General features: G+C 59.6%; 22 protein-coding genes. 13 read left to right on the plus strand and 9 right to left on the minus strand.

The genetic code is table 11. The features are described from left to right. Positions 1-35: 35 nt before the first annotated feature. The 3 genes from RMV17_RS26790 to RMV17_RS26800 form a co-directional block, all read right to left on the minus strand. Positions 36-1,160: an ABC transporter ATP-binding protein gene (locus RMV17_RS26790; RefSeq protein ID WP_038363353.1), complete on the minus strand. Its 1,125-nt coding sequence runs from the start codon at positions 1,158-1,160 to the stop codon at positions 36-38. 348 nt (positions 1,161-1,508) lie between these two features. Further along, the gene (locus RMV17_RS26795) at positions 1,509-2,150 is read right to left on the minus strand and encodes a response regulator transcription factor (protein ID WP_311883784.1); all 642 of its coding nucleotides are present in this window, start codon (positions 2,148-2,150) and stop codon (positions 1,509-1,511) included. A 72-nt stretch (positions 2,151-2,222) separates the two neighbouring features. Beyond that, a complete protein-coding gene (locus tag RMV17_RS26800; protein WP_311883786.1) occupies positions 2,223-4,619 on the minus strand; it encodes a PAS domain S-box protein in 2,397 nt (798 codons plus the stop codon). Between the two features lie 73 nt (positions 4,620-4,692). Between RMV17_RS26800 and RMV17_RS26805 the strand changes: the two genes are divergently transcribed. Further along, the gene (locus RMV17_RS26805) at positions 4,693-5,676 is read left to right on the plus strand and encodes an alpha/beta hydrolase family protein (protein ID WP_311883788.1); all 984 of its coding nucleotides are present in this window, start codon (positions 4,693-4,695) and stop codon (positions 5,674-5,676) included. A gap of 138 nt (positions 5,677-5,814) precedes the next feature. On the opposite strand, the gene RMV17_RS26810 is transcribed toward RMV17_RS26805, so the two are convergent. Genes RMV17_RS26810 through RMV17_RS26820 form a run of 3 tightly spaced genes read right to left on the minus strand, consistent with a single transcriptional unit; the run spans position 5,815 to position 8,271 of the window. Beyond that, positions 5,815-6,582: a TerB family tellurite resistance protein gene (locus RMV17_RS26810; RefSeq protein WP_034155092.1), complete on the minus strand. Its 768-nt coding sequence runs from the start codon at positions 6,580-6,582 to the stop codon at positions 5,815-5,817. 1 nt (position 6,583) lies between these two features. Continuing rightward, positions 6,584-7,255, minus strand: a complete 672-nt coding sequence (gene murU / locus RMV17_RS26815) for an N-acetylmuramate alpha-1-phosphate uridylyltransferase MurU (protein WP_311883791.1) — start codon at positions 7,253-7,255, stop codon at positions 6,584-6,586. Beyond that, the gene (locus tag RMV17_RS26820) at positions 7,252-8,271 is read right to left on the minus strand and encodes an aminoglycoside phosphotransferase family protein (RefSeq protein ID WP_108225170.1); all 1,020 of its coding nucleotides are present in this window, start codon (positions 8,269-8,271) and stop codon (positions 7,252-7,254) included. The genes murU and RMV17_RS26820 overlap by 4 nt, the downstream gene beginning before the upstream one ends. Positions 8,272-8,401: 130 nt before the next feature. Between RMV17_RS26820 and RMV17_RS26825 the strand changes: the two genes are divergently transcribed. From RMV17_RS26825 to RMV17_RS26875, 11 genes are all read left to right on the plus strand, one after another. Further along, positions 8,402-11,197 carry an LPS-assembly protein LptD gene (locus tag RMV17_RS26825; protein ID WP_311883794.1) on the plus strand — a complete coding sequence of 932 codons (2,796 nt, stop codon included), beginning with the start codon at positions 8,402-8,404 and terminating at the stop codon, positions 11,195-11,197. After that, positions 11,178-12,494, plus strand: coding sequence for a peptidylprolyl isomerase SurA (surA, locus tag RMV17_RS26830; RefSeq protein WP_311883796.1), 1,317 nt, complete (start codon positions 11,178-11,180; stop codon positions 12,492-12,494). Before RMV17_RS26825 ends, surA begins: the two co-directional genes overlap by 20 nt. Beyond that, on the plus strand, positions 12,491-13,480 hold the full coding sequence (gene pdxA / locus RMV17_RS26835; protein WP_311883798.1) for a 4-hydroxythreonine-4-phosphate dehydrogenase PdxA: 990 nt from the start codon (positions 12,491-12,493) through the stop codon (positions 13,478-13,480). Before surA ends, pdxA begins: the two co-directional genes overlap by 4 nt. Further along, positions 13,477-14,295, plus strand: coding sequence for a 16S rRNA (adenine(1518)-N(6)/adenine(1519)-N(6))-dimethyltransferase RsmA (gene rsmA, locus RMV17_RS26840; protein WP_034155086.1), 819 nt, complete (start codon positions 13,477-13,479; stop codon positions 14,293-14,295). The genes pdxA and rsmA overlap by 4 nt, the downstream gene beginning before the upstream one ends. A gap of 113 nt (positions 14,296-14,408) precedes the next feature. Next, a complete protein-coding gene (apaG, locus tag RMV17_RS26845; RefSeq protein ID WP_034155085.1) occupies positions 14,409-14,789 on the plus strand; it encodes a Co2+/Mg2+ efflux protein ApaG in 381 nt (126 codons plus the stop codon). After that, positions 14,789-15,670: a symmetrical bis(5'-nucleosyl)-tetraphosphatase gene (locus RMV17_RS26850; protein ID WP_311883802.1), complete on the plus strand. Its 882-nt coding sequence runs from the start codon at positions 14,789-14,791 to the stop codon at positions 15,668-15,670. Before apaG ends, RMV17_RS26850 begins: the two co-directional genes overlap by 1 nt. A gap of 33 nt (positions 15,671-15,703) precedes the next feature. Next, on the plus strand, positions 15,704-16,033 hold the full coding sequence (gene glpE, locus RMV17_RS26855; RefSeq protein WP_016983139.1) for a thiosulfate sulfurtransferase GlpE: 330 nt from the start codon (positions 15,704-15,706) through the stop codon (positions 16,031-16,033). 297 nt (positions 16,034-16,330) lie between these two features. Next, on the plus strand, positions 16,331-18,253 hold the full coding sequence (locus RMV17_RS26860) for a PrkA family serine protein kinase (protein ID WP_007910115.1): 1,923 nt from the start codon (positions 16,331-16,333) through the stop codon (positions 18,251-18,253). A 117-nt stretch (positions 18,254-18,370) separates the two neighbouring features. Then, positions 18,371-19,642 carry a YeaH/YhbH family protein gene (locus tag RMV17_RS26865; RefSeq protein WP_034155083.1) on the plus strand — a complete coding sequence of 424 codons (1,272 nt, stop codon included), beginning with the start codon at positions 18,371-18,373 and terminating at the stop codon, positions 19,640-19,642. After that, positions 19,639-21,201 carry a SpoVR family protein gene (locus tag RMV17_RS26870; RefSeq protein ID WP_108225167.1) on the plus strand — a complete coding sequence of 521 codons (1,563 nt, stop codon included), beginning with the start codon at positions 19,639-19,641 and terminating at the stop codon, positions 21,199-21,201. Before RMV17_RS26865 ends, RMV17_RS26870 begins: the two co-directional genes overlap by 4 nt. Positions 21,202-21,264: 63 nt before the next feature. After that, entirely contained in the window at positions 21,265-22,488 is a 1,224-nt protein-coding gene (locus RMV17_RS26875; protein WP_311883809.1) for a multifunctional CCA addition/repair protein, read from the plus strand. A gap of 105 nt (positions 22,489-22,593) precedes the next feature. Here RMV17_RS26875 and folK read toward each other — a convergent pair whose 3' ends face one another. Together folK and folB are read right to left on the minus strand one after the other, a co-directional pair. Then, complete coding sequence (gene folK / locus RMV17_RS26880; RefSeq protein ID WP_277759541.1) at positions 22,594-23,109, minus strand: 2-amino-4-hydroxy-6-hydroxymethyldihydropteridine diphosphokinase; 516 nt, start codon at positions 23,107-23,109, stop codon at positions 22,594-22,596. Further along, the gene (gene folB, locus RMV17_RS26885) at positions 23,100-23,456 is read right to left on the minus strand and encodes a dihydroneopterin aldolase (protein WP_034155079.1); all 357 of its coding nucleotides are present in this window, start codon (positions 23,454-23,456) and stop codon (positions 23,100-23,102) included. The genes folK and folB overlap by 10 nt, the downstream gene beginning before the upstream one ends. Positions 23,457-23,530: 74 nt before the next feature. Here folB and plsY point away from each other — a divergent pair, with 74 nt between their 5' ends. Further along, entirely contained in the window at positions 23,531-24,100 is a 570-nt protein-coding gene (gene plsY / locus RMV17_RS26890; RefSeq protein ID WP_034155078.1) for a glycerol-3-phosphate 1-O-acyltransferase PlsY, read from the plus strand. Between the two features lie 23 nt (positions 24,101-24,123). On the opposite strand, the gene tsaD is transcribed toward plsY, so the two are convergent. Continuing rightward, the gene (tsaD, locus tag RMV17_RS26895) at positions 24,124-25,149 is read right to left on the minus strand and encodes a tRNA (adenosine(37)-N6)-threonylcarbamoyltransferase complex transferase subunit TsaD (RefSeq protein ID WP_034155077.1); all 1,026 of its coding nucleotides are present in this window, start codon (positions 25,147-25,149) and stop codon (positions 24,124-24,126) included. Between the last annotated feature and the right edge of the window lie 52 nt (positions 25,150-25,201).

Raw genomic sequence — 25,201 nt, forward strand, 5'->3', positions numbered from 1 at the left:
CACGTGCAGGGTTGGTGTTGGTATTGCCGGGGCGATCAGTTCGCCTCTAGAAGAGGATCGAGTGCGCGTACGTGCTCGACCTGCCAGCCAAGCGGAACCACGTCGCCGACCGCGAGCGCGGGATCGAGCTCGGCAATCGGTTGTTTCACGAAGAAGTCGGTCTTGCCGCAGACTTCCAGGCGCACCCGGACGTGGTCGCCCAGATAGATGAATTCCGCCACCCTCCCTGAGAAGCGGTTAACGCATTGATCGCTCGAACCGTTGAGGCTGACGCGCTCCGGACGGATCGACAGGGTCACCGGTTCGCCGGTCTGGCCGACGTTGACCGCCAGCGCCTCGACCTTTTCGCCACGGCCCAGCTCGACCACGCAGCGCTCGCCGCTCTGGCTGAGCAGACGGCCGTTGAGGCGGTTGTTCTCACCGATGAAGTTGGCGACGAAGGTATTTTTCGGCTCTTCGTAAAGGGTGCGCGGTGGGGCGATCTGCTGGATTTCGCCTTGATGGAACACCGCGACGCGGTCGGACATGGTCAGCGCTTCACCCTGATCGTGGGTCACGTAGACCACGGTCACGCCGAGACGCTGGTGCAGGTGTTTGATTTCCATCTGCATGTGTTCGCGCAGTTGTTTGTCGAGGGCGCCAAGGGGTTCGTCCATCAACACCAGTTGCGGTTCGAACACCAGCGCGCGGGCCAATGCCACACGTTGTTGCTGACCACCGGACAACTGCGCCGGATAGCGGGAAGCGAACGCATCGAGCTGAACCATGCTGAGGACTTTCTTCACGCGGTCGCTGACATCACTTTTGTTCAGGCCACGGACGGTCAGCGGGAACGCGAGGTTCTCGGCCACAGTCATGTGCGGAAACAGCGCGTAGTTCTGGAACACCATGCCGATGTCGCGCTTGTGCGGCGGCACGTTGTTGATCGAGCGCCCGGCCAACAGGATCTCGCCAGCGGTCGGCGTTTCGAAACCGGCGAGCATCATCAGGCTGGTGGTCTTGCCGGAACCGGAAGGCCCGAGCAGGGTGAGGAATTCGCCTTTGCGAATGTCGAGGTTGAGGTCTTTGACGATCAGGTTCTCGCCGTCGTAGCTCTTCTGCACTCCACGAAAGCTGACCAGCACATCGCTGGCCCCTGCGTTTGTATCGACCTGGCTCATACCCACACCTTTGTTGTTGATGACTGCTTGTGGGTTAAGCCTAGTGGCTGCTGACAGCCACGCAAATCGGGGTGCAGGAGAGAATCGCCTCAGCCGGATGGAAGGTTGGGGGTAGGGATTGCCCTACAAGGATGGCGCTAATGGATAAAGCAGTGGCGAGGGTTGAGCTGCAAGCTGCAAGAACAAGCAAAAGCGCGTGTCGCTAACAGATATGCCTACAATCCAGGGTTAAACAACGAAGCCTGTGGGAGCTGGCTTGCCAGCGATAGCGGTGGGTCAGCCGACATTGATGTGACTGACATGCCCTCATCGCTGGCAAGCCAGCTCCCACAGGTTTTTGAGGTGGGTTCAGAGGAGTTTGTGTTCCATCGCGTATTTGACCAGTTCGGCCAGCGAGGTGATGTTGAGCTTTTGCATCAGCCGCGCCTTGTGGGTGCTGATGGTCTTGCTGCTCAGGGCCAGTTGCTGGGCGATGTCGTTGACGTTGGCGCCTTGGGCCAGACGCTCGAATACCGAGAATTCGCGTTCCGACAGCAACGAATGCAGCGGTCGCGCATCGGTCAGGCCGACTTCGAAGACCATGCGATCCGCCAGATCCGGATCAATGTAACGCCCACCCGCCGCGACCTTGCGAATGGCGGTGAGCAACAGCGCCGGATCGCTGTCCTTGGTCGCATACCCGGCGGCGCCAACCTTCAGCGCCCGAGCAGCCATCTGCGCCTCGTCGTGCATCGACAGCACCAGAATCGCCGGCGGATTGTTCAGCGCACGGATGCGCGGGATCGCCTCCAGGCCATTGACCCCGGGCATGGAGATGTCGAGCAGCACCACTTCGCACGGCACGTTGCGCAGGGTTTCGAGCAGTTGCTCGCCATTGCTCGCCTCACCTACCACTTGCAGGTCCTTGGCCAGGCCGATCAATTGCTTGATGCCTTCGCGGACGATGGTGTGGTCTTCGGCTACCAGTACACGGATCACGTTCTTCTCCATAATTCAGGCATACACAGATCCCTGTGGGAGCGAGCTTGCTCGCGAAGGCGTCAGTCCAGACACCACAACATGTCAAACCTCACTCACCGGCACCCAAACATTCAGACTGGTGCCCTCCCCCGGCTCACTCTCCAGCACCAGCCGCCCGCCCATGATCAGCACCCGCTCACGCATACCCACCAGACCAAACGAAGTCGGCCGACCCGTAGCGGGGGCAAATCCTACGCCATCATCACTGATCGTCAGGCACAGTTCATCGCCCTCCAGCGCCAGCGTCAGTTCCACAGTATGCGCCTGAGCATGGCGCATCACATTGGTCAGCGCTTCCTGCAAAATCCGGAACAGACCAATCGCCTTGGCATCACTGAGCGCCGGCAGATTGTCCGGCACCTGCACCAGACACGGAATCTGCGTACGCGCTTCAAATCGGCGCGCCTGCCACTCGATCGCCGAGGCAATCCCGGCATCGAGAATCGGCGGTCGCAGCGCCGTCGCCACATCGCGCACCAGCTGAAACAACTGCGCGATCAGGCGTTTCATGCTGTTTAGCCGTTCATTCAGACCGGGATCGAGTTGCGCGTAGGCCAGTTCGCACATCGATGTTTCCAGCTTCAGCACCGTCAACATCTGCCCCAGTTCATCGTGAACCTCGCGAGCAATGCGCGCCTTCTCTTCTTCACGCACGCTCTCAAGGTGCGCCGACAGTTCGCGCAGTTGCTCACGCGATGCCGCCAGCTCCAACTCGATACGCTTGCTCTCGGTGATGTCCCAGACGATGCCATCCCAGACGTAAGCGCCATCCTCCAGTTGCCGGGTGATCGCCTTGATCTCGGCCCAGCGCTGCTCGCCCTGACGAGTAAGGATGCGCCCCTGCCACGACCAGTCGCTGTCGGTGTCCAGCGCCTGATCCTGAGTGCGGTGATAACTGGCTTTGTCGTCGGGATGCACCAGGCTGCGCAGACCCATGTCGCGATGCGCAAGGGTGGCCGGCGCATACCCGACCAGGCTTTCGCTGCCCTCGCTGATGTAGGCAAAGTCGATCTGCCCGGTCACCGCTGCCCGCTCCAGACGGAACACCAGCCCCGGCACGTTGGCGGCGATACCTTGCAGACGCGCCTCGCTTTCCTGCAACGCCGCCAGTGCACGGCGGCGCTCGGTGACATCCGTGAGGTAAACCACGAGGTATTCGCTGTCGCGAAAGCGCAGAAAACTCAGCGACACGTCCGCTGGCAAAACACTGCCGTCAGCGCGCACGCAACTGGTTTCAAAACTCAGCGGCCCTTCTTCGCTGGCCCGTGCGCGCTTCCATAAATTGAGCCAGCGATCCATGTGCAGACCCGGCTCGAAGTCGATCAATGGCCGTTCGATCAGTCCGCCGGCGGGGTAACCGAGCATGATTTCCGCCGCGCGATTGGCGTAGCGCACATGGCTGTCCCAGTTGACCCAGAGGATGCCAACGGTGCTTTGATCGATGGAAAACTGCGTCAACCGCAGCGCTTCTTCACTGGCCGCGCGCAAGGCGATGTCTTCCCGGGCAGCCAACAGTCGCTGCTCAAGACTGTGCTGTTGGCGGCGCTGCCAGAACACGATCGCGACACAACTGAGCAGCATCACCGCAAACAACAGGCTGAGGTTCTGCCAGAAGCCCGGCGACTCCGAGAGTCGCGGGTATTTCGGTTGTAGCCATTGGTTGTGCAATTGCTCCAGATCCTTGGCCGGGATCGCACGCAGCGCACTTTGCACGATGCCGGCCAACTCTGGCCAATCGCGGCGCGAGCCGACTCGCAGCAGTTGCGGCAGGCCGATATCGCCGACCACCACCAGTTCAGCGAACTCCGGCTCTACCGACAACCGCCCGAGTTGTGCCTCGTCGACCACGGCGTAGGCAGCCTGCTGACTCAACAGCAACTGCAAGGCCTGACGCTCCAGCGGCACGCCTTGCAGGTTCAGATGCGGATAGTTGCCGCGCAGGTAATCGGCGGTGCTGCTGGGCATACGCACAGCGACGCGGACCTGGCTATCGAGCTTTTCCAGATCGACCACGCCACTGGCTTTCTGATCACTGACGACCAGTTGCGGCACACGCATGTAGGGATCGGAAAACTGCCACAGACGCAGGGCGCTCGGGGTCTGGCTCAGGCCCGGGGCGATATCGATCTCGCCCTCGCGCACGGCGGTTTCCAGTTGCGCGAGATCCTGAAAGTTGCGCCAGCTCAGTTCGACATTGAGCGTTTTAGCCAACAGCTTCATCAATTCGACGTTGGCCCCGGACAGCCGCTGCAAACGCCGGTCGTATTGCGCATACGGTGCTTGCAGTACCAGACCGACGCGCAATTCATTGTGCTGCGCCAGCCATTGCTGCTGGCTCGCCGACAATTGCGCAACATGCGCCGGGGGCGCAGGCACCGCCCAGCCCATCAAGGGAAACCATAAACAGCCGATAACCCACAGGCAGCAAAATCGCTTCATTGAAGTCTCATACACTGACAAATTCTGACCAACCCATTAGGCTGCCGGGATACTTTCTGGCCTGGAATAACCGATGCCCTCTGTCTACCGCCTGGCAATGCCAGCATTGTGCCTGTCGCTGCTCCTGCCTTGTGCGTTTTCCGTCAACGCCGCCGACCCCGCCCCTGCGGCGGAAAAACCGGCAGAAGAAAAACCGGCCGAACGCCAGCCACTGCTTGAGCGTAGTCAGGAAGAGGCCGCCGCACTGGAACGTAAAGTTCCGGCGCAAGAACAGCAACAGTTGCAGGCCGGCAGCGACACCTTCCTCGCCCTGTGGAAACCGGCCAACACCGCCGACCCCAAAGGCGCGGTGATCATCATCCCCGGCGTCGGCGAAACCGCTGACTGGCCGCAGGCAATCGGCCCACTGCGACAAAAACTGCCAAACGCCGAGTGGAGCAGCCTGAGCATCACGATGCCTGACCTGCAAAGCGATACCATTGCCCCGCGCGCCGTCGAAGCAGCTGCAGCGCCGAAGGCACCGGAAAGCGGCAGCAAGGACGCCACCACCGCACAGCCGATCGAACAGGCGGCGGGTGGTGAAGCCGAAGTGGCGGATCAAGTGGTGGCCGAAACCACCGAAGAACAATCCAAGGCTGACGCCGAACGCATCTTCGCCCGCATCGACGCCGCGATTGCCTACGCCGAACAGCAGAGTGCACGCAGCATTGTTGTGCTTGGACACGGCACTGGCGCCTATTGGGCCGCGCGTTATCTGAGTGAAAAGCAAACGGCGCAGGTGGAGAAATTCGTCATGGTCGATGCGCAGATGCCGACCAAGGCCAAACCGCCGCTGGCCGAACTGACGCCAGCGCTGAAGCTGCCGACGGCGGATATTTTCTATATGGACAAGCCGCTGGATCGCAATGCCGCGCTGGAGCGTATGCAAGCGAGCAAACGCTTGAAAACTTCGGCGTTCAGCCAGGTCGCGCTCAAGGCTTTGCCGGACAACAAGGCTGAACAGGAACAGTTGTTCCGCCGGGTGCGGGGCTGGCTGAATCCGCAGAACCCGGACTGACCGAATAAGACCGAGGCGCCTTCATTCGCGAGCAGGCTCGCTCCCACACTTGATCGCGTTCCTTCAGTTGGAATGCATTCAAAGGTGGGAGCGAGCCTGCTCGCGAAGAGGCCAGCGCAGACGATACACATCTAAAAGTCAGCGAAAATCCCGCCGCTCACGAATCAACGTGTAGGCATTGTGCAGCTCCCGGGTTTTATCAGTCGCTTCACGCACCTCTGCTGGCGTCGCCCCCGTCCCGGCAATCTTGTCCGGATGATGACGACTGAGCAGGCGCCGATAGGCCCGTTTGATCTGCGCCGGTTCACTGGACGTCGACACACCCAATAACCGCATCGCCTCCTGATAGCTCACCGCAGCACTGACGATCGGCCGTTTGCCCGGTTCGTAATCACTGGCCAGCGCCTGTACCTGATGCGTCGTCCAGCCTAGCCATTTACCCCACTGCGCCAACAATTCCCGCTCGCTGACGCCCGCACGACCATCGGCCCAAACCATCCGCCAACACGCCCGCAATACACCCTCGGCCGCATGGGGCTGCGCGCTCAGGCGCCGCAGATAACCGCGCAGGTTGTCATTTTCAGACTTGCCACGGTTGAATGCTGCGATGGCGCGGCGCGTTGCCGGCTCACTCATCTCCAGCGCGCGCATCTCGTTGCGCGCCTGCTGTATATGCCCGTCGGTGACTCGACCGTCACTCTTGGCCAGACGTCCGAGCAACACAAACAACAGTTCGTCGTTACGCAGCATCGGCCGACCGCCGAGTTTTTCCCGCAGATGCCCAAAGCTTTGCAGGTTCAGACGCCGATCCAGCGCCTGCCCCAACAATGCCCCAAGCATGGCCCCCGGAATGCTGGCGATCGCAAAACCCGCTCCGGCTCCAATCAGAGTCCCTGGCCACAACATGTCAGCGACTCGCTTCTATCAATGCTTCAGCTTCGGCCAGACGCTCATGCGTACCGACGTCCACCCAATGACCTTTCAGACGCTCGCCCGTGACTTCGCCAGCCGCCATGGCGTTGCGCAACAGCGGCGCCAGTTTGAAAGCGCCGTCGGTGCAGCCGTCGAAAAGTTGCGGATGCAATACGGCGATGCCGCTGTAGGTCAGGGTCGCAGCGTCCGGCTGGCCGTCGATTACCTGACCGTCGAGCAAGGTGAAATCGCCGCTCGGGTGGTGCGCCGGATTGTCGGCCAGTACCAGATGCGCGAGCCCGTTGATCGGCTGATGCAGCACGCTGAAGTCGTAATCGGTCCAGATATCACCGTTGACCACCAGGAAAGCGTCGTCACCCAGTAGCGGCAACGCACGGAAAATCCCGCCGCCGGTTTCCAGTGGCTCACCTTCCGGCGAGTACTGAATGCTCACGCCAAACTGCGAACCATCACCCAGGTAATCCTCGATCTGCTGACCGAGCCAGGCGTGATTGATCACAATCTCGTTGAACCCAGCGGCCGCGAGAGCGCGCAGGTGATATTCGATCAGGGGAACACCGCCGGCACGTACCAGCGGTTTCGGCGTGGTCAGGGTCAGCGGGCGCATGCGCTCGCCTTTGCCTGCCGCCAGAATCATTGCCTTCATGCTATTGCTCCACCCCGCAGGCTGGTGAACAGCGCTTGCAGTTCCGCCAATTCAGGACGACGCGCAATCACCGCTTCTATATAAGAGAAGAAACGCGGTACGTCAGCGAGGTAGCGCGGCTTGCCATCACGATGGCAGATGCGCGCGAAGATGCCGATGACTTTCAGGTGGCGCTGCACGCCCATCAAGTCGCTGGCACGCAGGAAGTCTTCGAAATCCGGCTGCACCGGAATGTTCAGCGCCGCGGCTTGTTGCCAGTAGCTTTGCAGCCAGCCGCGCACACGCTCTTCAGGCCAACTGAGGAAGGCGTCCTTGAACAGGCACGTCACGTCGTAGGTCACCGGGCCGTAGACCGCATCCTGGAAATCCAGCACGCCGGGGTTCGGCTCGCTGAGCATCAGGTTGCGCGGCATGTAGTCGCGGTGCACCAGCACTTTGGGCTGCGCGAGTGCGCTGTCGATCAGCAGATCGCTGACCTGCTGCCATTGTTGTTGCTGGGTCGAATCAAACTCGACACCGAGTTCACGCTTCACATACCACTCGGGGAACAGTTCCAGCTCTCGGCGCAGCAAGGCAACGTCGTAACTTGGCAACGGCGCGACCATCGGCAATTGCTGAAAAGCCAGCAGCGCTTGCAGGGCATCATTGAATAATGCGTCGGCATTTTCGCCATCGATCACGTCGAGATAGGTCTTGTTGCCCAGGTCATTGAGCAAAAGAAATCCGCGCTCGAGGTCCTCGGCATAAATTTTCGGCACATTTATTCCGGATTTCGCCAGTAAAAAAGCGATATCCACGAACGGTTTGCAGTTTTCCTGGGGCGGCGGCGCGTCCATCACGACGAAGCTGCGCCCCTCGCCTTCCCAACGGAAGTAACGGCGGAAACTCGCGTCGCTGCTGGCCGCGGTCAACGTGGCCGGGGGCACGGTGCCCCAGCCCTGATCTGCAAACAGGATTGCCAACTGCTCATCGAGCCAAACTTTCAGGTGTTGCAAGCGTACATCTTGGTCAGGCATTGCAAGGGTCTCCGACGGCGCTAGCCGTCAAGCGGGTCATGCTTTATTATCCAGCATCTTTTTCAGACCATCGAGAGGCGTGCGGCCCACACCGCGGGCAGATGGCACGCAGGAAGCCCGGACTAATAAGATGGCATTGAAATCCCCCGCGTTTCGTAAAAAATTTCCGTTGTTGGTAACCGGCAGTCTGCTGGCTATGCAACCTCTGGCCAGTCAATTCGTTGTTGCCGCCGAGCAGTATGACTGCTCCGTCTCGGCTTCGGGTGGTTGGGCCTGTGCGCCCAAATCAACCGCTGCTGCGTTGCCGCCGCGTCCGGTGCATGACGGCAGTGCCGTCAGCGCTACCGGCGAAGCTGCGACCGAGAATGGTTCGGTTGCCGACACAGCCCCTAAAACGGCGCTGGTCACCGAAGCCAAGGGCCGCGGTCTGAAATCCCGTAGCGAAGACTTCAGTCACCTCGACTGGGTTCCGCGCGAGAAGCTCACCGCCGCCCAATTGGCCGAGACCGGGCCTTACTGCTCTGGTGCCTATATCGAACCGATTCGTCCTGGCATGAATGACAAGACGAACAAAAGCGATGCTCCGACCTTTATCGGCGCAAAAGCCTCGCGCTATAACACCGATAATCAAGTCGGTACGCTGGCCGGTGATGTCGTCCTGCGTCAGGGCAGCATGCAGGTCGAATCGGACGAGGCCAGCCTGTATCAGGCCGAGAGCCGCGCCGAACTCAATGGCGACGTACGTATCCGCGACAACGGCGCGCTGATCGTCGGCGACCACGCCGATGTGCAGCTCGACACCGGTGAAGCCAAGGTCGACAACGCCGAATACGTGATGCACAAATCGCGCATCCGCGGTAACGCGCTGTACGCCAAGCGTGCCGAAAACGCGATCATCCGTCTCAAGGACGGCACGTACACTACGTGCGAACCGAACAGCAACGCCTGGCAGCTCAAGGGCAACAACATCACCTTGAACCCGGCCACTGGTTTCGGTACCGCGACCAACGTGACGCTGCGCGTAAAAGACATTCCGATTCTTTACACGCCGTACATCTACTTCCCGATCGACGACCGTCGCCAGTCGGGCTTCCTGCCGCCGACCATCGGCAGCGGCAGCGATACCGGCTTCATGCTGGTTACACCGTACTACTTCAACCTGGCGCCGAACTACGACGCCACGTTGTACCCGCGCTACATGAGCAAGCGTGGCATGTTGGTGGAAGGCGAATTCCGTTACCTGACCAAGTCGAGTGAAGGTCAGTTTGGTGCGGCGTATCTGAACGATGACGATACCGAGCGCAGCAAGCAGACCGACTACGAAAAAACCCGCTATATGTACAACTGGCAGCACAAGGGCGGTCTCGACTCCCGCGTGTTCACCGAGGTTGACTACACCAAGATCAGCGATCCGTATTACTTCCAGGATCTGCAGACTGATCAGATTGGCGTGAAGTCCAGCGACTTCGTGAACCAGCAAGGTTCGATCAGCTATCGGGGTGACAGCTACACCGCTCGCTTGAATGCCCAGCAGTACCAATTGGCGACCGTTGCGAGCATCACGCCGTATGGCCGCCTGCCGCAGATCACCTTCAATGGTCAGCTGCCGTATCATCCGCAAGGCCTGGACTTCGATTACGAGACCGAGTTGGTGCGGTTTGATCGTGATCTGAAAACCGGCAATTTCATCGATGAAAATGGCAATTCATCATCGCGCCTTGATACCAACGTAGCAGGCCTGGCTCGCGCCAACGGCGATCGTTTGAACCTGAAACCGGGTGTCAGCCTGCCGATGAACTGGACCTATGGCTTCCTGAAGCCATCGCTCAAGTATCAGTACACCCAGTACGATCTGGATCTCGACGGGCAAGGTAAAGACGACCTGGTGACTAACCGCAACGGCGCTTCGGCGCTGGGTGAGAAGTACAGCAGCTCGCAAAACCGTGGCGTCCCGATCGCCAGTATCGACAGCGGCCTGTACTTCGACCGCAACACGTCGTTCTTCGGCAAGAACTATCGCCAGACCCTGGAACCGCGCCTGTTCTATCTCTATGTACCCGAGAAAGACCAGAACGATATCCCGGTGTTCGACACCAGCGAATACACCTTCAACTATGCGTCGCTGTTCCGTGATAACCGTTTCGCAGGCTCCGACCGTGTCGGCGACGAGAACAAACTGTCGCTGGGCGTGACCAGCCGCTGGATCGAAGACGACGGGTTCGAGCGTCAACGCATCAGTGTCGGCCAGGCCCTGTACTTCAAGGATCGTGAAGTTCAACTGCCAGGTATCGACGCGAAAACCCGCGACGACGCGCACTCCAATGTGTCTCCGTATGCGCTTGAATACGAATACCGCTGGAACCGCGACTGGCGCACCACTGCCGACTACAACTGGGATCCGGACAGCCGCAGCCCGCGTTCCGGCAGTGCGATGTTCCACTATCAGCCTGAAGACAACCCGAACAAGGTTATCAATGCCGGCTATCGCTATCGCAACGACCAGATCCGCTACGACCAGACAACGGGCAAGTGGCAGATGGGTGGCGACTATGGCACTCCTGGCCAGCCTGGCTACGTGAAGGACTACTACAAGATCCAGCAGCATGACTTCTCGGTCATCTGGCCGATCGTTCCGCAGTGGAACGCGATCAGCCGCTGGCAGTACGACTACAACCGCAACCGTACCCTGGAAGCCTTCGGTGGTTTCGAGTACGACAACTGCTGCTGGAAGTTGCGCCTGATCAACCGTTACTGGGTTTCCTATGACGAGTTCAGCCAGGATGCTCCGCAAAACGAAAAAGGCGACCATGGCGTCTTCCTCCAAATTGTTCTGAAGGGACTCGGCGGCCTCACCGGCGCCAAGGTAGAGAGCTTCCTCGACAAAGGCATTCAAGGTTATCGTGAACGTGAAGACCAAGCTTTCTGATTGTCTGCGCCCGCTGATGCTGGGCGCGCTGTTCCTGGGTACGGCGGCTAACGCCGCCGTACAGTCCATCGACAAAGTGGTAGCGATCGTCGACAACGACGTGGTCATGCAGAGTCAACTGGACCAGCGCGTCCACGAAGTTCAGCAGACCATCGCCAAGCGTGGAGGTGGCTTGCCACCTCCAGGTGTACTGGATCAACAGGTGCTCGAGCGCCTGATCATCGAAAACCTGCAACTGCAGATCGGCGAACGTTCCGGCATCCGCATCACTGACGAAGAACTGAACCAGGCGGTCGGCACCATTGCCCAGCGCAACAACATGTCGGTTGAGCAGTTCCGTGCTGCTCTGGCTCGCGACGGCCTGAACTATGACGACGCCCGCGATCAGATCAAGCGTGAAATGGTCATCAGCCGTGTGCGTCAGCGTCGCGTGGCAGAACGCATTCAGGTCTCCGAGCAGGAAGTGAAGAACTTCCTCGCCTCCGACCTGGGCAAAATGCAACTGTCCGAAGAACTGCACCTGGCCAACATCCTGATCCCGACGCCGGAAAGCGCCAACTCTGACGCCATTCAGAGTGCTGCCCGTCAGGCCATGGAGGTTTACCAGCAGCTCAAGCAAGGCGCTGACTTCGGCCAGATGGCCGTGGCCAAGTCCGGTAGCGACAACGCGCTGGAAGGCGGGGACATGGGCTGGCGTAAAGCCGCGCAACTGCCACCGCCGTTCGACCGCGAGTTGAGCAGCATGGCCGTCGGCGACATCACTCAACCTGCACGCACGCCGGGTGGCTTCATCATCCTCAAGCTGCTGGCAAAACGTGGTGGCGAAGCGCAGATGCGCGACGAAGTGCATGTACGTCACATTCTGGTCAAGCCGAGCCCGATTCGCGATGAAGCGAAGACCAAGGCTCTGGTTGAATCGCTTTACGAGCGCATTCTGGCCGGTGAAGATTTCGCTACCCTGGCGAAAAGCTACTCCGAAGACCCGGGCTCGGCGCTCAACGGCGGAGACCTGAACTGGATCGATCCGAACGCACTGGTACCGGAATTCCGCGAAGTGATGGCCAAGACCCCACAAGGTCAGCTGTCCAAGCCGTTCCAGACCCAATACGGCTGGCACGTTCTGGAAGTTCTTGGCCGTCGCGCCACTGACAGCACCGAACAGGCCCGCGAGCAGCAAGCCATGACCGTACTGCGTAACCGCAAATACGACGAAGAGCTGCAAACCTGGCTGCGTCAGATCCGTGACGAAGCGTACGTAGAGATCAAACTCCCTGGTGCAGACCAGGCAGCGCAGTGAAACCCAAGCGTTTCGCGCTGACACCCGGCGAACCAGCCGGCATCGGTCCCGACCTGTGCCTGCTGCTCGCCTCGCAAGCCCAGCCACATCCCCTGATTGCCATCACCAGCCGCGACCTGCTCACCGAGCGGGCCGCGCAGCTGGGGCTGGCTGTCAACTTGCTGGATGTCGGCCCTGATCACTGGCCGGACGCCCCGGCGGCCGCCAACAGCCTGTACGTCTGGGATACTCCGCTCAGTGCCCCCGTGGTGGCTGGGCAACTGGACAAGGCCAATGCGGCTTTCGTTCTCGAAACCCTGACCCGCGCCGGCAACGGCTGCCTGAACGGCGACTTCGCCGGGATGATCACCGCGCCAGTGCACAAGGGCGTGATCAACGAGTCGGGCATCGCCTTTTCCGGGCACACGGAATTCCTCGCTGACCTGACCCACACCGCCCAAGTGGTGATGATGCTCGCCACCCGTGGCTTGCGCGTGGCACTGGTCACCACTCACCTGCCCCTGCGCGAGGTTGCCGACGCAATCACACCAGAACGGCTGGAGCGCGTGACGCGGATTCTGCACAGCGACCTGCAACACAAATTCGGCATCGCCCAGCCACGCATCCTGGTCTGCGGGCTCAACCCGCACGCCGGTGAAGGCGGACATCTGGGCCATGAAGAAATCGACATCATCGAACCAACATTAGAGCGTCTGCGCGGCGAGGGCATGGATCTTCGTGGCCCGCTGCCTGCCGACACTCTGTTTACCCCCAAATATCTGGAGCACTGCGATGCAGTGCTGGCGATGTACCACGACCAGGGTTTGCCTGTGCTCAAGTACAAAGGCTTCGGCGCTGCCGTCAACGTGACCCTGGGTCTGCCGATCATCCGCACGTCAGTTGATCACGGTACCGCCCTGGATCTGGCCGGCAGCGGCAAGATCGACACCGGCAGCCTGCAAGTCGCCCTGGAAACCGCCTACCAGATGGCCGAGACCCGTTTATGACCGAGCAATACCAACACAAGGCGCGCAAACGCTTTGGCCAGAACTTCCTGCACGATGCCGGCGTTATCGACCGCATCCTGCGTTCCATCAGCGCCAAGTCTGAAGACCGCCTGCTGGAAATCGGCCCGGGCCAGGGCGCATTGACCGCCGGCCTGCTTAACTCCGGCGCGCAACTGGACGTGGTGGAACTGGACAAGGATCTGATCCCGATCCTCAACCAGCAGTTTTCCGGCAAGAGCAACTTCAATCTGCACCAGGGCGATGCACTGAAGTTCGACTTCAACACGCTCAACGCCGCGCCGAACAGCCTGCGTGTGGTCGGTAACCTGCCGTACAACATCTCCACGCCGCTGATTTTTCACCTGCTGAACAACGCCGGCATCATTCGCGACATGCACTTCATGCTGCAGAAAGAAGTGGTCGAACGTCTGGCAGCGGGTCCGGGCGGCGGTGACTGGGGTCGTCTGTCGATCATGGTTCAGTACCACTGCCGCGTAGAGCACCTGTTCAACGTTGGCCCGGGTGCGTTCAACCCGCCGCCGAAGGTCGATTCAGCGATCGTCCGTCTGGTGCCGCACGCGGTACTGCCGCACCCGGCCAAGGATCACAAGCTGCTCGAGCGCGTTGTGCGCGAAGCGTTCAACCAACGCCGCAAGACCCTGCGCAACACTCTCAAGCAATTGCTCAGCAATGCCGAGATCGAAGCCGCCGGCGTCGATGGCAGCTTGCGTCCGGAGCAACTGGATCTGGCCGCGTTCGTACGTCTGGCCGACCAGCTCGCCATCCAGGTCCCGGCCTCCCCCGCCGCCGACTGACAAACGATGAACGCTATCGGGCAGGACGCCACTCTGGTTTACTGCCCGATACTTGCCTAGACTGATTCCCCATCAGCTACGCCCCGCGTTCCGCTTCGTTTAAGGCCCTTTGCATGTCCGATTCCCGTTACCAGGTCGATGTCAGCGTCGTTACCCACTATCTGGCAGACCAATCGCAACCCGAGCACGACCGCTTCGCCTTCGCGTACACCATCACTGTGCAGAACAATGGCGCGATCCCGGCCAAGCTGCTGTCACGGCATTGGGTGATCACCGATGGTGATGGCCATGTCGAGGAAGTACGCGGCGCCGGCGTCGTGGGTCAGCAACCGTTGATCGATGCCGGGCAAAGCCACACCTACAGCAGCGGCACAGTGATGACTACCAAGGTCGGCACCATGCAGGGCACCTACGAAATGGTCGCCACTGACGGCAAACATTTTGACGCCATCATCAAACCTTTCCGCCTGGCGGTGCCCGGAGCCCTGCACTGATGGCAACGTATGCCGTTGGCGACCTGCAAGGCTGCCTCGAACCGCTCAAGTGCCTGCTCAAGCAAGTAGCGTTCGATACGAAACTCGATCGGCTATGGCTGGTGGGTGATCTGGTCAACCGTGGCCCGCAATCACTGGAAACCCTGCGTTTTCTGTATGGCATGCGTGAATCACTGGTCTGTGTGCTGGGCAACCACGACTTGCACCTGCTCGCTGCCGCAAAGAATATCGAGCGGTTGAAGAAATCCGACACGCTACGCGAGATTCTCGATGCCCCGGACAGCGCCGAACTGCTGGAGTGGGTACGCCAACAAAAGCTCATGCACTACGACGAGCAGCGTGATGTCGCCATGGTCCACGCCGGCATTCCACCGCAATGGTCGCTGCGTCGCGCCCTGAAATGCGCTGACGAAGTTGAAACCGCCCTGCGTGACGATAATCTGTTTCCGTCCTACCTCGACGGCATGTACGGCAACGAGCCGGCGAAGTGGGACAACGACCTCAAGGGCGTAGCCCGTCTGCGCGTCATCACCAACTACTTCACGCGGATGCGCTTCTGCACCGCCGAAGGCAAGCTCGACCTCAAGAGCAAGGAAGGCCTGGACACCGCCCCGCCCGGCTACAAACCGTGGTTTCAGCACAAGGATCGCAAGACCAAGGGCCTGCGGATCATCTTCGGCCACTGGGCTGCACTTGAAGGCAATATCCATGAGCCCGGCATCTCGGCACTGGACACCGGTTGTGTCTGGGGCGGCAGCCTGACCCTGATGAATGTCGACAGCGGCGAGCGCGTGTCGTGCAAATGCGATGAACACGGCGGCCTCGCCCCGACCGTCGCACCACTTATCTCCGAAACTTCGCCAGTCAACGTACCGCGTTAGACTGCGCATTCAGCCGAGCAACAGGACCCCGCCATGAGCGAATTCAAACGAATCCCCCCGGAACAGGCCCAGGCCCTGCGTGAACAAGGCGCCGTTGTCGTCGATGTTCGCGATCCGGCCACCTTTGCCGCCCTGCACATCAGTGGCTCGAAGCATCTGGACAATCACTCTTTGCATGCCTTCATCCAGGGTGCCGACCTCGATGCACCCACCGTGGTCGTCTGCTACCACGGAAATTCCAGCCAGGGTGCCGCGGCGTATCTGATCAGCCAGGGTTTCTCCGACGTCTACAGCATGGATGGCGGTTTCGAGTTGTGGCGTACGACTTATCCTGCGGAAACAGCCCAAGGCACCGCCGAATAATTTTTTTGTCACGCGCAGGCCCCGGCTGCCGTGGGCCTGCGCGGGCAGACGAACGGTCTTGCCACAACTAATTACGTATCTCGCCTTTACCTCCCGAATTCCCAACTATCCTTAAGCCCAGGCCATCCAAATCAGGGGAGAGCCGGTACACCGGCGCACGGGTCATCGGGAGTGACTTTCACGATTGTCGATCGTGAAAGTGTTCTGGGGGGTAAACAAACAGCTGCCAAAACGGTTGTTTGCCAGCATCGACTGAGTGATCCGGCGTCGGCTCCACGTATCGAGCGAGGTGACGTCATGAGTATCTTTAGCCACTTCCAACAACGCTTCGAGTCCACACGCCAGGAAGAACTCTCGCTGCAAGAGTACCTGGAGCTGTGCAAGAAAGACCGTAGCGCCTACGTTTCCGCCGCCGAGCGTCTATTGCTGGCCATCGGTGAGCCGGAACTGCTCGACACCTCGACCAATTCGAGGCTGTCACGCATCTTCTCCAACAAGGTGATCCGTCGCTATCCGGCCTTTGAAGACTTCCACGGGATGGAAGAATGCATCGACCAGATCGTCTCGTATTTCCGCCACGCCGCCCAAGGCCTGGAAGAAAAGAAACAGATCCTCTATCTGCTCGGCCCCGTCGGTGGCGGTAAATCGTCGCTGGCCGAAAAGCTGAAACAGTTGATCGAAAAAGTGCCCTTCTACGCGATCAAGGGATCGCCGGTATTCGAGTCGCCACTGGGTCTGTTCAACGCCACCGAAGATGGCGCGATCCTCGAGGAAGACTTCGGCATTCCACGGCGCTACCTGAACACCATCATGTCGCCATGGGCGACCAAACGCCTGGCCGAATTCGGCGGCGACATCAGCCAGTTCCGCGTGGTCAAGCTGTACCCGTCGATCCTCAACCAGATCGCCGTGGCCAAGACCGAACCGGGCGACGAGAACAACCAGGACATCTCCGCACTGGTCGGTAAAGTCGACATCCGCAAACTCGAGGAATACCCACAGAACGACGCCGACGCTTACAGCTACTCCGGTGCGCTGTGCCGGGCCAACCAGGGCCTGATGGAATTCGTCGAAATGTTCAAGGCACCGATCAAGGTGCTGCACCCGTTGCTGACCGCCACTCAGGAAGGCAACTACAACAGTACCGAAGGCCTCGGCGCGATTCCGTTCACCGGGATCCTGCTCGCCCACTCCAACGAATCGGAATGGCACACCTTCCGCAACAACAAGAACAACGAAGCGTTCATCGACCGGATCTATATCGTCAAAGTGCCGTACTGCCTGCGCGTCAGTGACGAAGTGAAGATCTACGACAAACTGCTGTTCAACAGCTCACTGGCCAAGGCCCATTGCGCGCCGGACACCCTGAAAATGCTCGCCCAGTTCACCGTGCTGTCACGCCTCAAGGAGCCGGAAAACTCCAACATCTATTCGAAGATGCGCGTCTACGACGGCGAAAACCTCAAGGACACCGACCCAAAGGCCAAGTCGATTCAGGAGTACCGCGACTCGGCAGGTGTCGACGAGGGCATGAACGGTCTGTCCACCCGCTTTGCCTTCAAGATCCTCTCCAAGGTCTTCAACTTCGATCCGCATGAAATCGCCGCCAACCCGGTTCACCTGCTCTATGTGCTGGAACAGCAGATCGAACAGGAGCAATTCCAGGCCGAGACCCGCGAGCGCTACCTGCGCTACCTGAAGGAATACCTGGCACCGCGTTATATCGAATTCATCGGCAAGGAGATCCAGACCGCCTATCTCGAGTCTTACAGCGAGTACGGCCAGAACATCTTCGACCGCTACGTGCTGTACGCCGACTTCTGGATTCAGGATCAGGAATACCGCGATCCGGAAACCGGCGAAATCCTCAACCGCGTCGCACTGAACGAAGAGCTGGAGAAAATCGAGAAACCGGCCGGCATCAGCAATCCGAAGGATTTCCGCAACGAAATCGTCAACTTCGTCCTGCGCGCCCGGGCCAACAACAACGGCAAGAACCCGACCTGGCTCAGCTACGAAAAACTGCGCGTGGTCATCGAGAAGAAAATGTTCTCGAACACCGAGGACCTGCTGCCAGTCATCAGCTTCAACGCCAAGGCCAGCAAGGAGGATCAGCAAAAGCACAACGACTTCGTCACTCGAATGGTCGAACGCGGCTACACCGACAAACAGGTACGGCTTCTTTCCGAATGGTACCTACGGGTCCGCAAATCGCAATAAAGCAGCTGCAAGCTTCTAGCGACAAGCTGCAAGAGAACAGCAAAAACCGATCTCGAGGACGGATAAGCTTTCACTTGCAGCTTGAAGCTTATGACTTGAAGCTCCCCGGAGGGGTCTATGAGCTATGTGATCGACCGACGTCTCAATGGCAAGAACAAGAGCACGGTGAACCGCCAGCGCTTCCTGCGGCGTTACCGTGACCACATCAAAAAGGCTGTCGAAGAGGCGGTCAGCCGGCGTTCCATCACCGATATGGAACACGGCGAACAGATCAGCATTCCCGGTCGCGACATCGACGAACCGGTGCTTCACCACGGCCGTGGCGGCAAGCAGACCGTGGTTCATCCCGGCAACAAGGAGTTCACCGCCGGCGAACACATCGCTCGGCCACCGGGAGGTGGGGGCGGACGCGGTCCCGGCAAGGCCGGTAATTCCGGCGAGGGCATGGACGAGTTTGTCTTCCAGATTACTCAGGAAGAATTCCTCGAATTCATGTTCGAAGACCTCGAACTGCCGAACCTGGTCAAACGCAACCTCAGCGGCACCGACACTTTCAAAACCGTGCGCGCTGGCATCAGCAATGAAGGCAACCCGTCACGGATCAACATCATCCGCACCCTGCGTTCGGCCCACGCACGGCGCATTGCCCTGTCCGGCAGCAGCCGTGCCAAACTGCGCGAAGTCAAAGAAGAACTTGAACGTCTGAGACGCGAAGAGCCAGATAACTTCGGCGATATTCAGGAACTCGAGGCGGAAATCGAAAAACTCAGCGCACGCATTCATCGCGTACCGTTTCTCGACACCTTCGACTTGAAATACAACCTGCTGATCAAACAGCCGAACCCGAGTTCGAAAGCCGTCATGTTCTGCCTGATGGACGTTTCCGGCTCCATGACCCAGGCGACCAAGGACATCGCCAAACGCTTTTTCATCCTCTTGTACCTGTTCCTGAAACGAAACTACGACAAGATTGACGTGGTGTTTATCCGCCACCACACCAGCGCCCGGGAAGTCGATGAAGAGGAGTTTTTCTATTCGCGGGAGACCGGCGGCACCATCGTTTCCAGCGCCCTGAAACTGATGCAGGAAATCATGGCCGAGCGTTATCCGAGCAACGAGTGGAATATCTACGCGGCTCAAGCCTCAGATGGCGACAACTGGAACGATGACTCGCCGATCTGCCGCGACATCCTGATCAACCAGATCATGCCGTTTGTGCAGTACTACACTTATGTGGAGATCACCCCGCGCGAACATCAGGCGTTGTGGTACGAATACGAACGCATCGCCGACGCCTTTTCTGACACTTTTGCCCAGCAGCAACTGGTCTCGGCCGGGGATATCTATCCGGTCTTCCGTGAACTCTTCCAGCGCAGGTTAGTGACATGACCGCCAAAGAGCAGAAGCGCCAACCCATTTCCACCGGCTCCGAATGGACGTTCGAGCTGATCCAGACCTACGACCGCGAAATAGCCCGGATCGCGGCCCGCTATGCACTGGATACCTATCCCAACCAGATTGAAGTGATTACTGCCGAGCAGATGATGGACGCGTACGCCTCGGTGGGCATGCCACTGGGCTATCACCACTGGTCCTACGGCAAACACTTCCTCAGCACTGAAAAATCCTACAGTCGCGGGCAGATGGGCCTCGCCTATGAAATCGTAATCAACTCCGACCCATGCATCGCCTATCTGATGGAAGAAAACACCATCTGCATGCAAGCGCTGGTGGTGGCGCACGCCTGCTATGGCCACAACAGTTTCTTCAAGGGCAACTACCTGTTCCGCACCTGGACCGACGCCAGTTCGATCATCGATTACCTGGTGTTCGCCAAGCAGTACATCATGCAGTGCGAAGAGCGCCATGGCATCGATGCGGTGGAGGACCTGCTCGACTCCTGCCATGCGCTGATGAACTACGGCGTCGACCGCTACAAGCGTCCTTATCCGATTTCCGCCGAAGAGGAGCGGCGCCGACAGAAGGACCGCGAGGAACACCTGCAGAAGCAGATCAACGATCTGTGGCGCACCATTCCCAAAGGCGCGGACAAGTACAGCGACAAGGACAACGCACGCTTCCCGGCCGAGCCACAGGAAAACATCCTGTACTTCATCGAGAAACACGCACCGTTGCTGGAACCGTGGCAGCGCGAGATCGTGCGGATCGTGCGCAAGATCGCCCAGTATTTCTATCCACAACGCCAGACTCAGGTGATGAACGAAGGCTGGGCGACGTTCTGGCACTACACGCTGATGAACGACCTGTACGACGAAGGGCTGGTCACCGACGGCTTCATGATGGAATTCCTCACCTCACACACCAGCGTAGTGTTCCAACCGGGTTTCGACAGCCCTTACTACAGCGGCATCAACCCCTACGCGCTGGGTTTCGCCATGTACCGCGACATTCGGCGGATGTGCGAAGAACCTACCGAAGAAGATCGCCACTGGTTCCCGGAAATTGCCGGGAGCGACTGGCTGTCGACCATCAAGTTCGCCATGAGCAGCTTCAAGGATGAGAGTTTCATCCTGCAATACCTGTCACCCAAGGTGATTCGTGACCTGAAACTGTTCAGCATCATGGATGACGATCAGAAGGATGACTTGTTGGTGCCTGCGATCCATGACGAACCCGGTTACCGGATCATCCGCGAGACCCTGGCCGCGCAATACAACCTCGGCAACCGTGAACCGAACGTGCAGATCTACAGCATCGATCGGCGCGGCGATCGCTCCCTGACCTTGCGCCATCAGCAACATGACCGCAAACCGCTGGGTGATTCCACTGAAGAGGTGCTTAAACACCTGCATCGTTTGTGGGGTTTCGACATTCACCTGGAAACCCTGCAGGGCGACCAGATCATGAAAACCCATCACGTTCCGCCACGCAGTGAACACAGCGAAGGGGATTACGGTCGTCTGGACCTGGCCGTCATTCATCTTTGAAACGGTTCTGGCCTCCGAAAGTCCGGCGCAAGGGTTATCCTGTCGGGCTAACGGAGGTTTTTTATGCAGATTTTCAAGGTTGGCGGTGCCGTACGTGATCGCTTGCTGGGCAAACCGGTCACGGACATCGATTGGGTCGTGGTCGGCGCCACCACAGAGGAAATGCTCGCCCAGGGTTATCGCCCGGTCGGCGCGGATTTCCCGGTGTTTCTTCATCCCAAAAGCGGCGAGGAATACGCCCTCGCCCGCACCGAACGCAAGAGCGGGCGCGGTTATGGCGGTTTCACTTTTCACGCCAGCCCCGAGGTGACGCTGGAAGAAGATCTGATCCGTCGCGACCTGACCATCAACGCCATGGCCGAGGACGATCAGCAGAATCTGACCGATCCGTACCATGGCCAGCGCGATCTTGAAGTTCGAATCCTGCGCCACGTTTCTCCGGCGTTCGCCGAAGATCCCCTCCGTGTGCTGCGCGTTGCCCGTTTTGCCGCGCGCTATGCCGGCCTGGGTTTTACCGTCGCACCGGAAACCCTCGAACTGATGCGCCAGCTCAGCGAATCCGGCGAGCTGGAAGCATTGACCGCTGAACGCAGCTGGAAAGAAATCTCTCGCGCACTGATGGAAGATCAGCCACAGGTATTCATTCAGGTGCTGCGCGACTGCGGCGCATTGAAAGTACTGATGCCGGAAGTCGACGCGCTTTTCGGTGTGCCACAACCGGAAGCGCATCACCCGGAAATCGATACCGGCCTGCACACCCTCAGCGTCCTGGAGCAATCGGCGCGGCACAAACAACCGCTGACGGTTCGCTGGGCTTGCCTGCTGCATGATCTCGGCAAAGGTCTGACCCCAGAGGAAGAGTGGCCGCGACACATCGCCCATGAGCACACGGGGTTGAAGCTGATCAAAGCGGTCAACGAACGCTTCAAGGCGCCGAAGGATTGCCAGGAATTGGCGTTGCTGGTTGGCAAGTACCACACCCACGGGCACCGGGCGCTGGAGTTGAAGGCCTCGACGCTGCTTGAGCTGTTGCAGAGCTTTGATGTGTATCGCCGACCGCAGCGGTTTGAAGAGTTTATCGCGGCATGCGAAATGGACGCCCGAGGCCGTAAAGGGCTGGAGCAGAGAAGTTATCCACAGGCGGATTATTTGCGCGGTGCGGCGAAGGCAGCCCGGGAGGTCGCGGTGCAGCCGTTGCTGGAGAAGGGATTCAAGGGCCCTGAGCTGGGCGAAGCGCTGAAGCGTGAGCGCCTGAAAGCGTTGAAGGCTTACAAGGAAAACAGCTAAAGCAAGATCAAAAGATCGCAGCCTTCGGCAACTCCTACACGGGAATACGCGTTTCTCTGTAGGAGCTGCCGCAGGCTCGGGCCGCGATCGGACGATCTTTTGCTTTTAAAGATTCTGCGGGGTCAATTGTGCGCCACGCCATTCGAACGCAACCGGCGCCAGCACCTGATCAATCTGCGCCTCAGCCCACAACGTCGCGAAGCTTTTTCCCACACCTGGATGCACGCGATCCGGCGCAATCAGCGACAGCGGCCACAGCACAAAAGCATTTTTCAGAATCTCCGCGCGCGGCAAAACCAGTCCGTCGAAATTCCCCGCCAGCTCGCCATACAGCAGCACGTCGATATCCAGCGGCAAGCCCTTGCGATCCGGCGCATAGCGGCCATTGTCCGCCTCGATGAATTTCAAGCGCCGATCCAGCTCCATCAACGGAAGGTCGGTATACGCCGAGACCACGAAGTTGAAGAACGGTCCGCTCTTGATGCCCACCGGCTGACTTTCGAACACCGCCGAACAACGGATATCCACCAGAAACGTCGCCAAAGCATCCAGCCCGGCGCGCAAATGGGTTTCGCGCTCGATATTGCTACCGAGCCCGAGGTAGACCTGAGTCAGCGACATCCGCGCTCGATCTCCACACCCACACCACCTTTGGCGGCCGGTACGGCGCCTGGCTTGGTCAACTTCAGGCGAACCCAAGTGATCTTGAATTCATTCATCAGCACCTCGACCAGGCGCTCGGCGAACGTCTCGACCAGCTGAAACTGCGCTTGCTCGGCAAAAGCCTGAATTCGCGTGGAAACGCTGGCGTAGTCGAGCGCCAGGGTCAGGTCGTCACCGGCGGCGGCCGGGCGATTGTCCCAGGCGAAGCTCAGATCAAGTCGCAGGCACTGTCGGATGCCGCGCTCCCAGTCGTAGGCACCGATCACGGTGTCGACTTCCAGGCCCTCGATAAACACTCTGTCCAAGCACTTTTCTCCGCTGCACGACAAGGGCGCAATGCGCCGTTAGAATCAGGGCGTCCTCGCCCGGAATAGTTAGCATGTTTTGGTTACTGGCGACTCTCGCCTACCTGCTCGGCTCGCTGTCCTTCGCCATTTTGCTCAGCCGCCTGACCGGAAATCCGGATCCGCGAATGAGTGGCTCGGGCAATGCCGGTGCCACCAACATGCTGCGCCTGGCCGGTCGCAAACTGGCGATCCTGACCCTGTTGGGTGATCTGTGCAAAGGCCTGGTGCCGGTGCTGATCGCCTCGGCTGCGGGCCTGTCGCTGCAGGATCAGGCATGGATCGGCGTGTGCGCCGTGATCGGTCACCTGTTCCCGCTGTATTTCCGCTTCCGTGGCGGCAAAGGTGTCGCCACCGCTGCCGGCATGCTGCTGGGCCTGTATCCGCCCGCCGCGCTGCTCGCAATCTGCGCGTGGCTACTGACGTTCTACCTGACCCGCACCAGCTCGCTGGCGGCGCTGATTGCCACACCGCTGACCTTGCCACTGTTAGCCTGGCAGGAACCGGAAGCGCTGCTGCCAATGAGCGCACTGACCTTACTGATCGTCTGGCGCCATCGCGGCAATCTACGCGACCTGTTTGCCGGGCGCGAACGGCATTTCTAAATACCGCTCACCAGCGCCACTCATCACAACGCCGACAACTGCTCCATCGGCCAGCGCGCTTGGACGCTGATCGCCAGACTTTCCTGCTGTCCGGCCTGCAAACGCTGGCAACCGGCAAACGCGATCATCGCGCCGTTGTCGGTGCAGAACTCGGGACGGGCGTAAAACACATCGCCCTTCATGTCGCCGAGCATCTTCTCCAGCGAAACCCGCAGGGCCTTGTTGGCACTGACGCCGCCAGCGATCACCAGACGCTTCATGCCGGCCTGCTTCAGGGCCCGCTTGCACTTGATGGTCAAAGTCTCCACCACGGCCTGCTGGAACGCCAGCGCGATGTCGCAACGGGCTTGCTCGTTGTCGTCCCCGGCGCTGACGCACTGCTGCCAGGCGTTGAGAGCAGAGGTTTTCAGACCACTGAAGCTGAATTGCAGACCCGGGCGGTCGCACATCGGACGCGGAAAGGTGAAACGTCCTGCGACGCCCTTCTCGGCCAGTTTGGCGATTTCCGGGCCACCCGGATAATTGAGGCCCATCATCTTCGCGGTTTTGTCGAACGCTTCGCCGGCGGCATCGTCGAGCGTCTCGCCGAGCAGACTGTATTGGCCAATGCCATCGACCTGAACCAACTGCGTATGACCGCCGGAGACCAACAAAGCGACGAACGGGAATTCAGGCGGTTTCGGCTCCAGCATCGGCGCGAGCAAATGCCCTTCCATGTGGTGCACGCCAAGCGCCGGAATGCCCCAGGCAAACGCCAGCGCTTGAGCGCAGGAAGCACCGACCAGCAACGCGCCAACCAGGCCAGGGCCCGCGGTATAGGCGATCGCATCGATCTCGGTCGGCACGCAGTCCGCCTCGGCCAACACCTGACGAATCAAGGGCAGCATGCGTTTGACGTGGTCGCGCGAAGCGAGCTCCGGCACAACCCCGCCATAAGCGCGGTGCAGGTCGATCTGGCTGAACAGTGCGTCGGCCAGCAGGCCGCGTTCACTGTCATATAATGCGACACCGGTTTCGTCGCAGGAGGTTTCTAATCCCAGTACTAGCATGGGTTTGCGCCTTGTTTAGGCTGAATTCGAAGGCGCGCATAATAGTCGCCGC

The sequence above is a fragment of the Pseudomonas sp. VD-NE ins genome (assembly GCF_031882575.1).
Classification (GTDB): domain Bacteria; phylum Pseudomonadota; class Gammaproteobacteria; order Pseudomonadales; family Pseudomonadaceae; genus Aquipseudomonas; species Aquipseudomonas fluorescens_BZ.

What these genes read in the sequence shown, in the direction of transcription:
- tsaD (WP_034155077.1), bottom strand. Translation starts at nt 25,149, where the DNA reads ATGCTAGTACTGGGATTAGAAACCTCCTGCGACGAAACCGGTGTCGCA.
- rsmA (WP_034155086.1), top strand. Translation starts at nt 13,477, where the DNA reads ATGACCGAGCAATACCAACACAAGGCGCGCAAACGCTTTGGCCAGAAC.
- glpE (WP_016983139.1), top strand. Translation starts at nt 15,704, where the DNA reads ATGAGCGAATTCAAACGAATCCCCCCGGAACAGGCCCAGGCCCTGCGT.
- RMV17_RS26870 (WP_108225167.1), top strand. Translation starts at nt 19,639, where the DNA reads ATGACCGCCAAAGAGCAGAAGCGCCAACCCATTTCCACCGGCTCCGAA.
- RMV17_RS26875 (WP_311883809.1), top strand. Translation starts at nt 21,265, where the DNA reads ATGCAGATTTTCAAGGTTGGCGGTGCCGTACGTGATCGCTTGCTGGGC.
- plsY (WP_034155078.1), top strand. Translation starts at nt 23,531, where the DNA reads ATGTTTTGGTTACTGGCGACTCTCGCCTACCTGCTCGGCTCGCTGTCC.
- RMV17_RS26850 (WP_311883802.1), top strand. Translation starts at nt 14,789, where the DNA reads ATGGCAACGTATGCCGTTGGCGACCTGCAAGGCTGCCTCGAACCGCTC.
- RMV17_RS26790 (WP_038363353.1), bottom strand. Translation starts at nt 1,160, where the DNA reads ATGAGCCAGGTCGATACAAACGCAGGGGCCAGCGATGTGCTGGTCAGC.
- RMV17_RS26795 (WP_311883784.1), bottom strand. Translation starts at nt 2,150, where the DNA reads ATGGAGAAGAACGTGATCCGTGTACTGGTAGCCGAAGACCACACCATC.
- RMV17_RS26865 (WP_034155083.1), top strand. Translation starts at nt 18,371, where the DNA reads ATGAGCTATGTGATCGACCGACGTCTCAATGGCAAGAACAAGAGCACG.
- apaG (WP_034155085.1), top strand. Translation starts at nt 14,409, where the DNA reads ATGTCCGATTCCCGTTACCAGGTCGATGTCAGCGTCGTTACCCACTAT.
- RMV17_RS26860 (WP_007910115.1), top strand. Translation starts at nt 16,331, where the DNA reads ATGAGTATCTTTAGCCACTTCCAACAACGCTTCGAGTCCACACGCCAG.
- RMV17_RS26820 (WP_108225170.1), bottom strand. Translation starts at nt 8,271, where the DNA reads ATGCCTGACCAAGATGTACGCTTGCAACACCTGAAAGTTTGGCTCGAT.
- murU (WP_311883791.1), bottom strand. Translation starts at nt 7,255, where the DNA reads ATGAAGGCAATGATTCTGGCGGCAGGCAAAGGCGAGCGCATGCGCCCG.
- RMV17_RS26800 (WP_311883786.1), bottom strand. Translation starts at nt 4,619, where the DNA reads ATGAAGCGATTTTGCTGCCTGTGGGTTATCGGCTGTTTATGGTTTCCC.
- RMV17_RS26805 (WP_311883788.1), top strand. Translation starts at nt 4,693, where the DNA reads ATGCCCTCTGTCTACCGCCTGGCAATGCCAGCATTGTGCCTGTCGCTG.
- RMV17_RS26810 (WP_034155092.1), bottom strand. Translation starts at nt 6,582, where the DNA reads ATGTTGTGGCCAGGGACTCTGATTGGAGCCGGAGCGGGTTTTGCGATC.
- folK (WP_277759541.1), bottom strand. Translation starts at nt 23,109, where the DNA reads ATGTCGCTGACTCAGGTCTACCTCGGGCTCGGTAGCAATATCGAGCGC.
- RMV17_RS26825 (WP_311883794.1), top strand. Translation starts at nt 8,402, where the DNA reads ATGGCATTGAAATCCCCCGCGTTTCGTAAAAAATTTCCGTTGTTGGTA.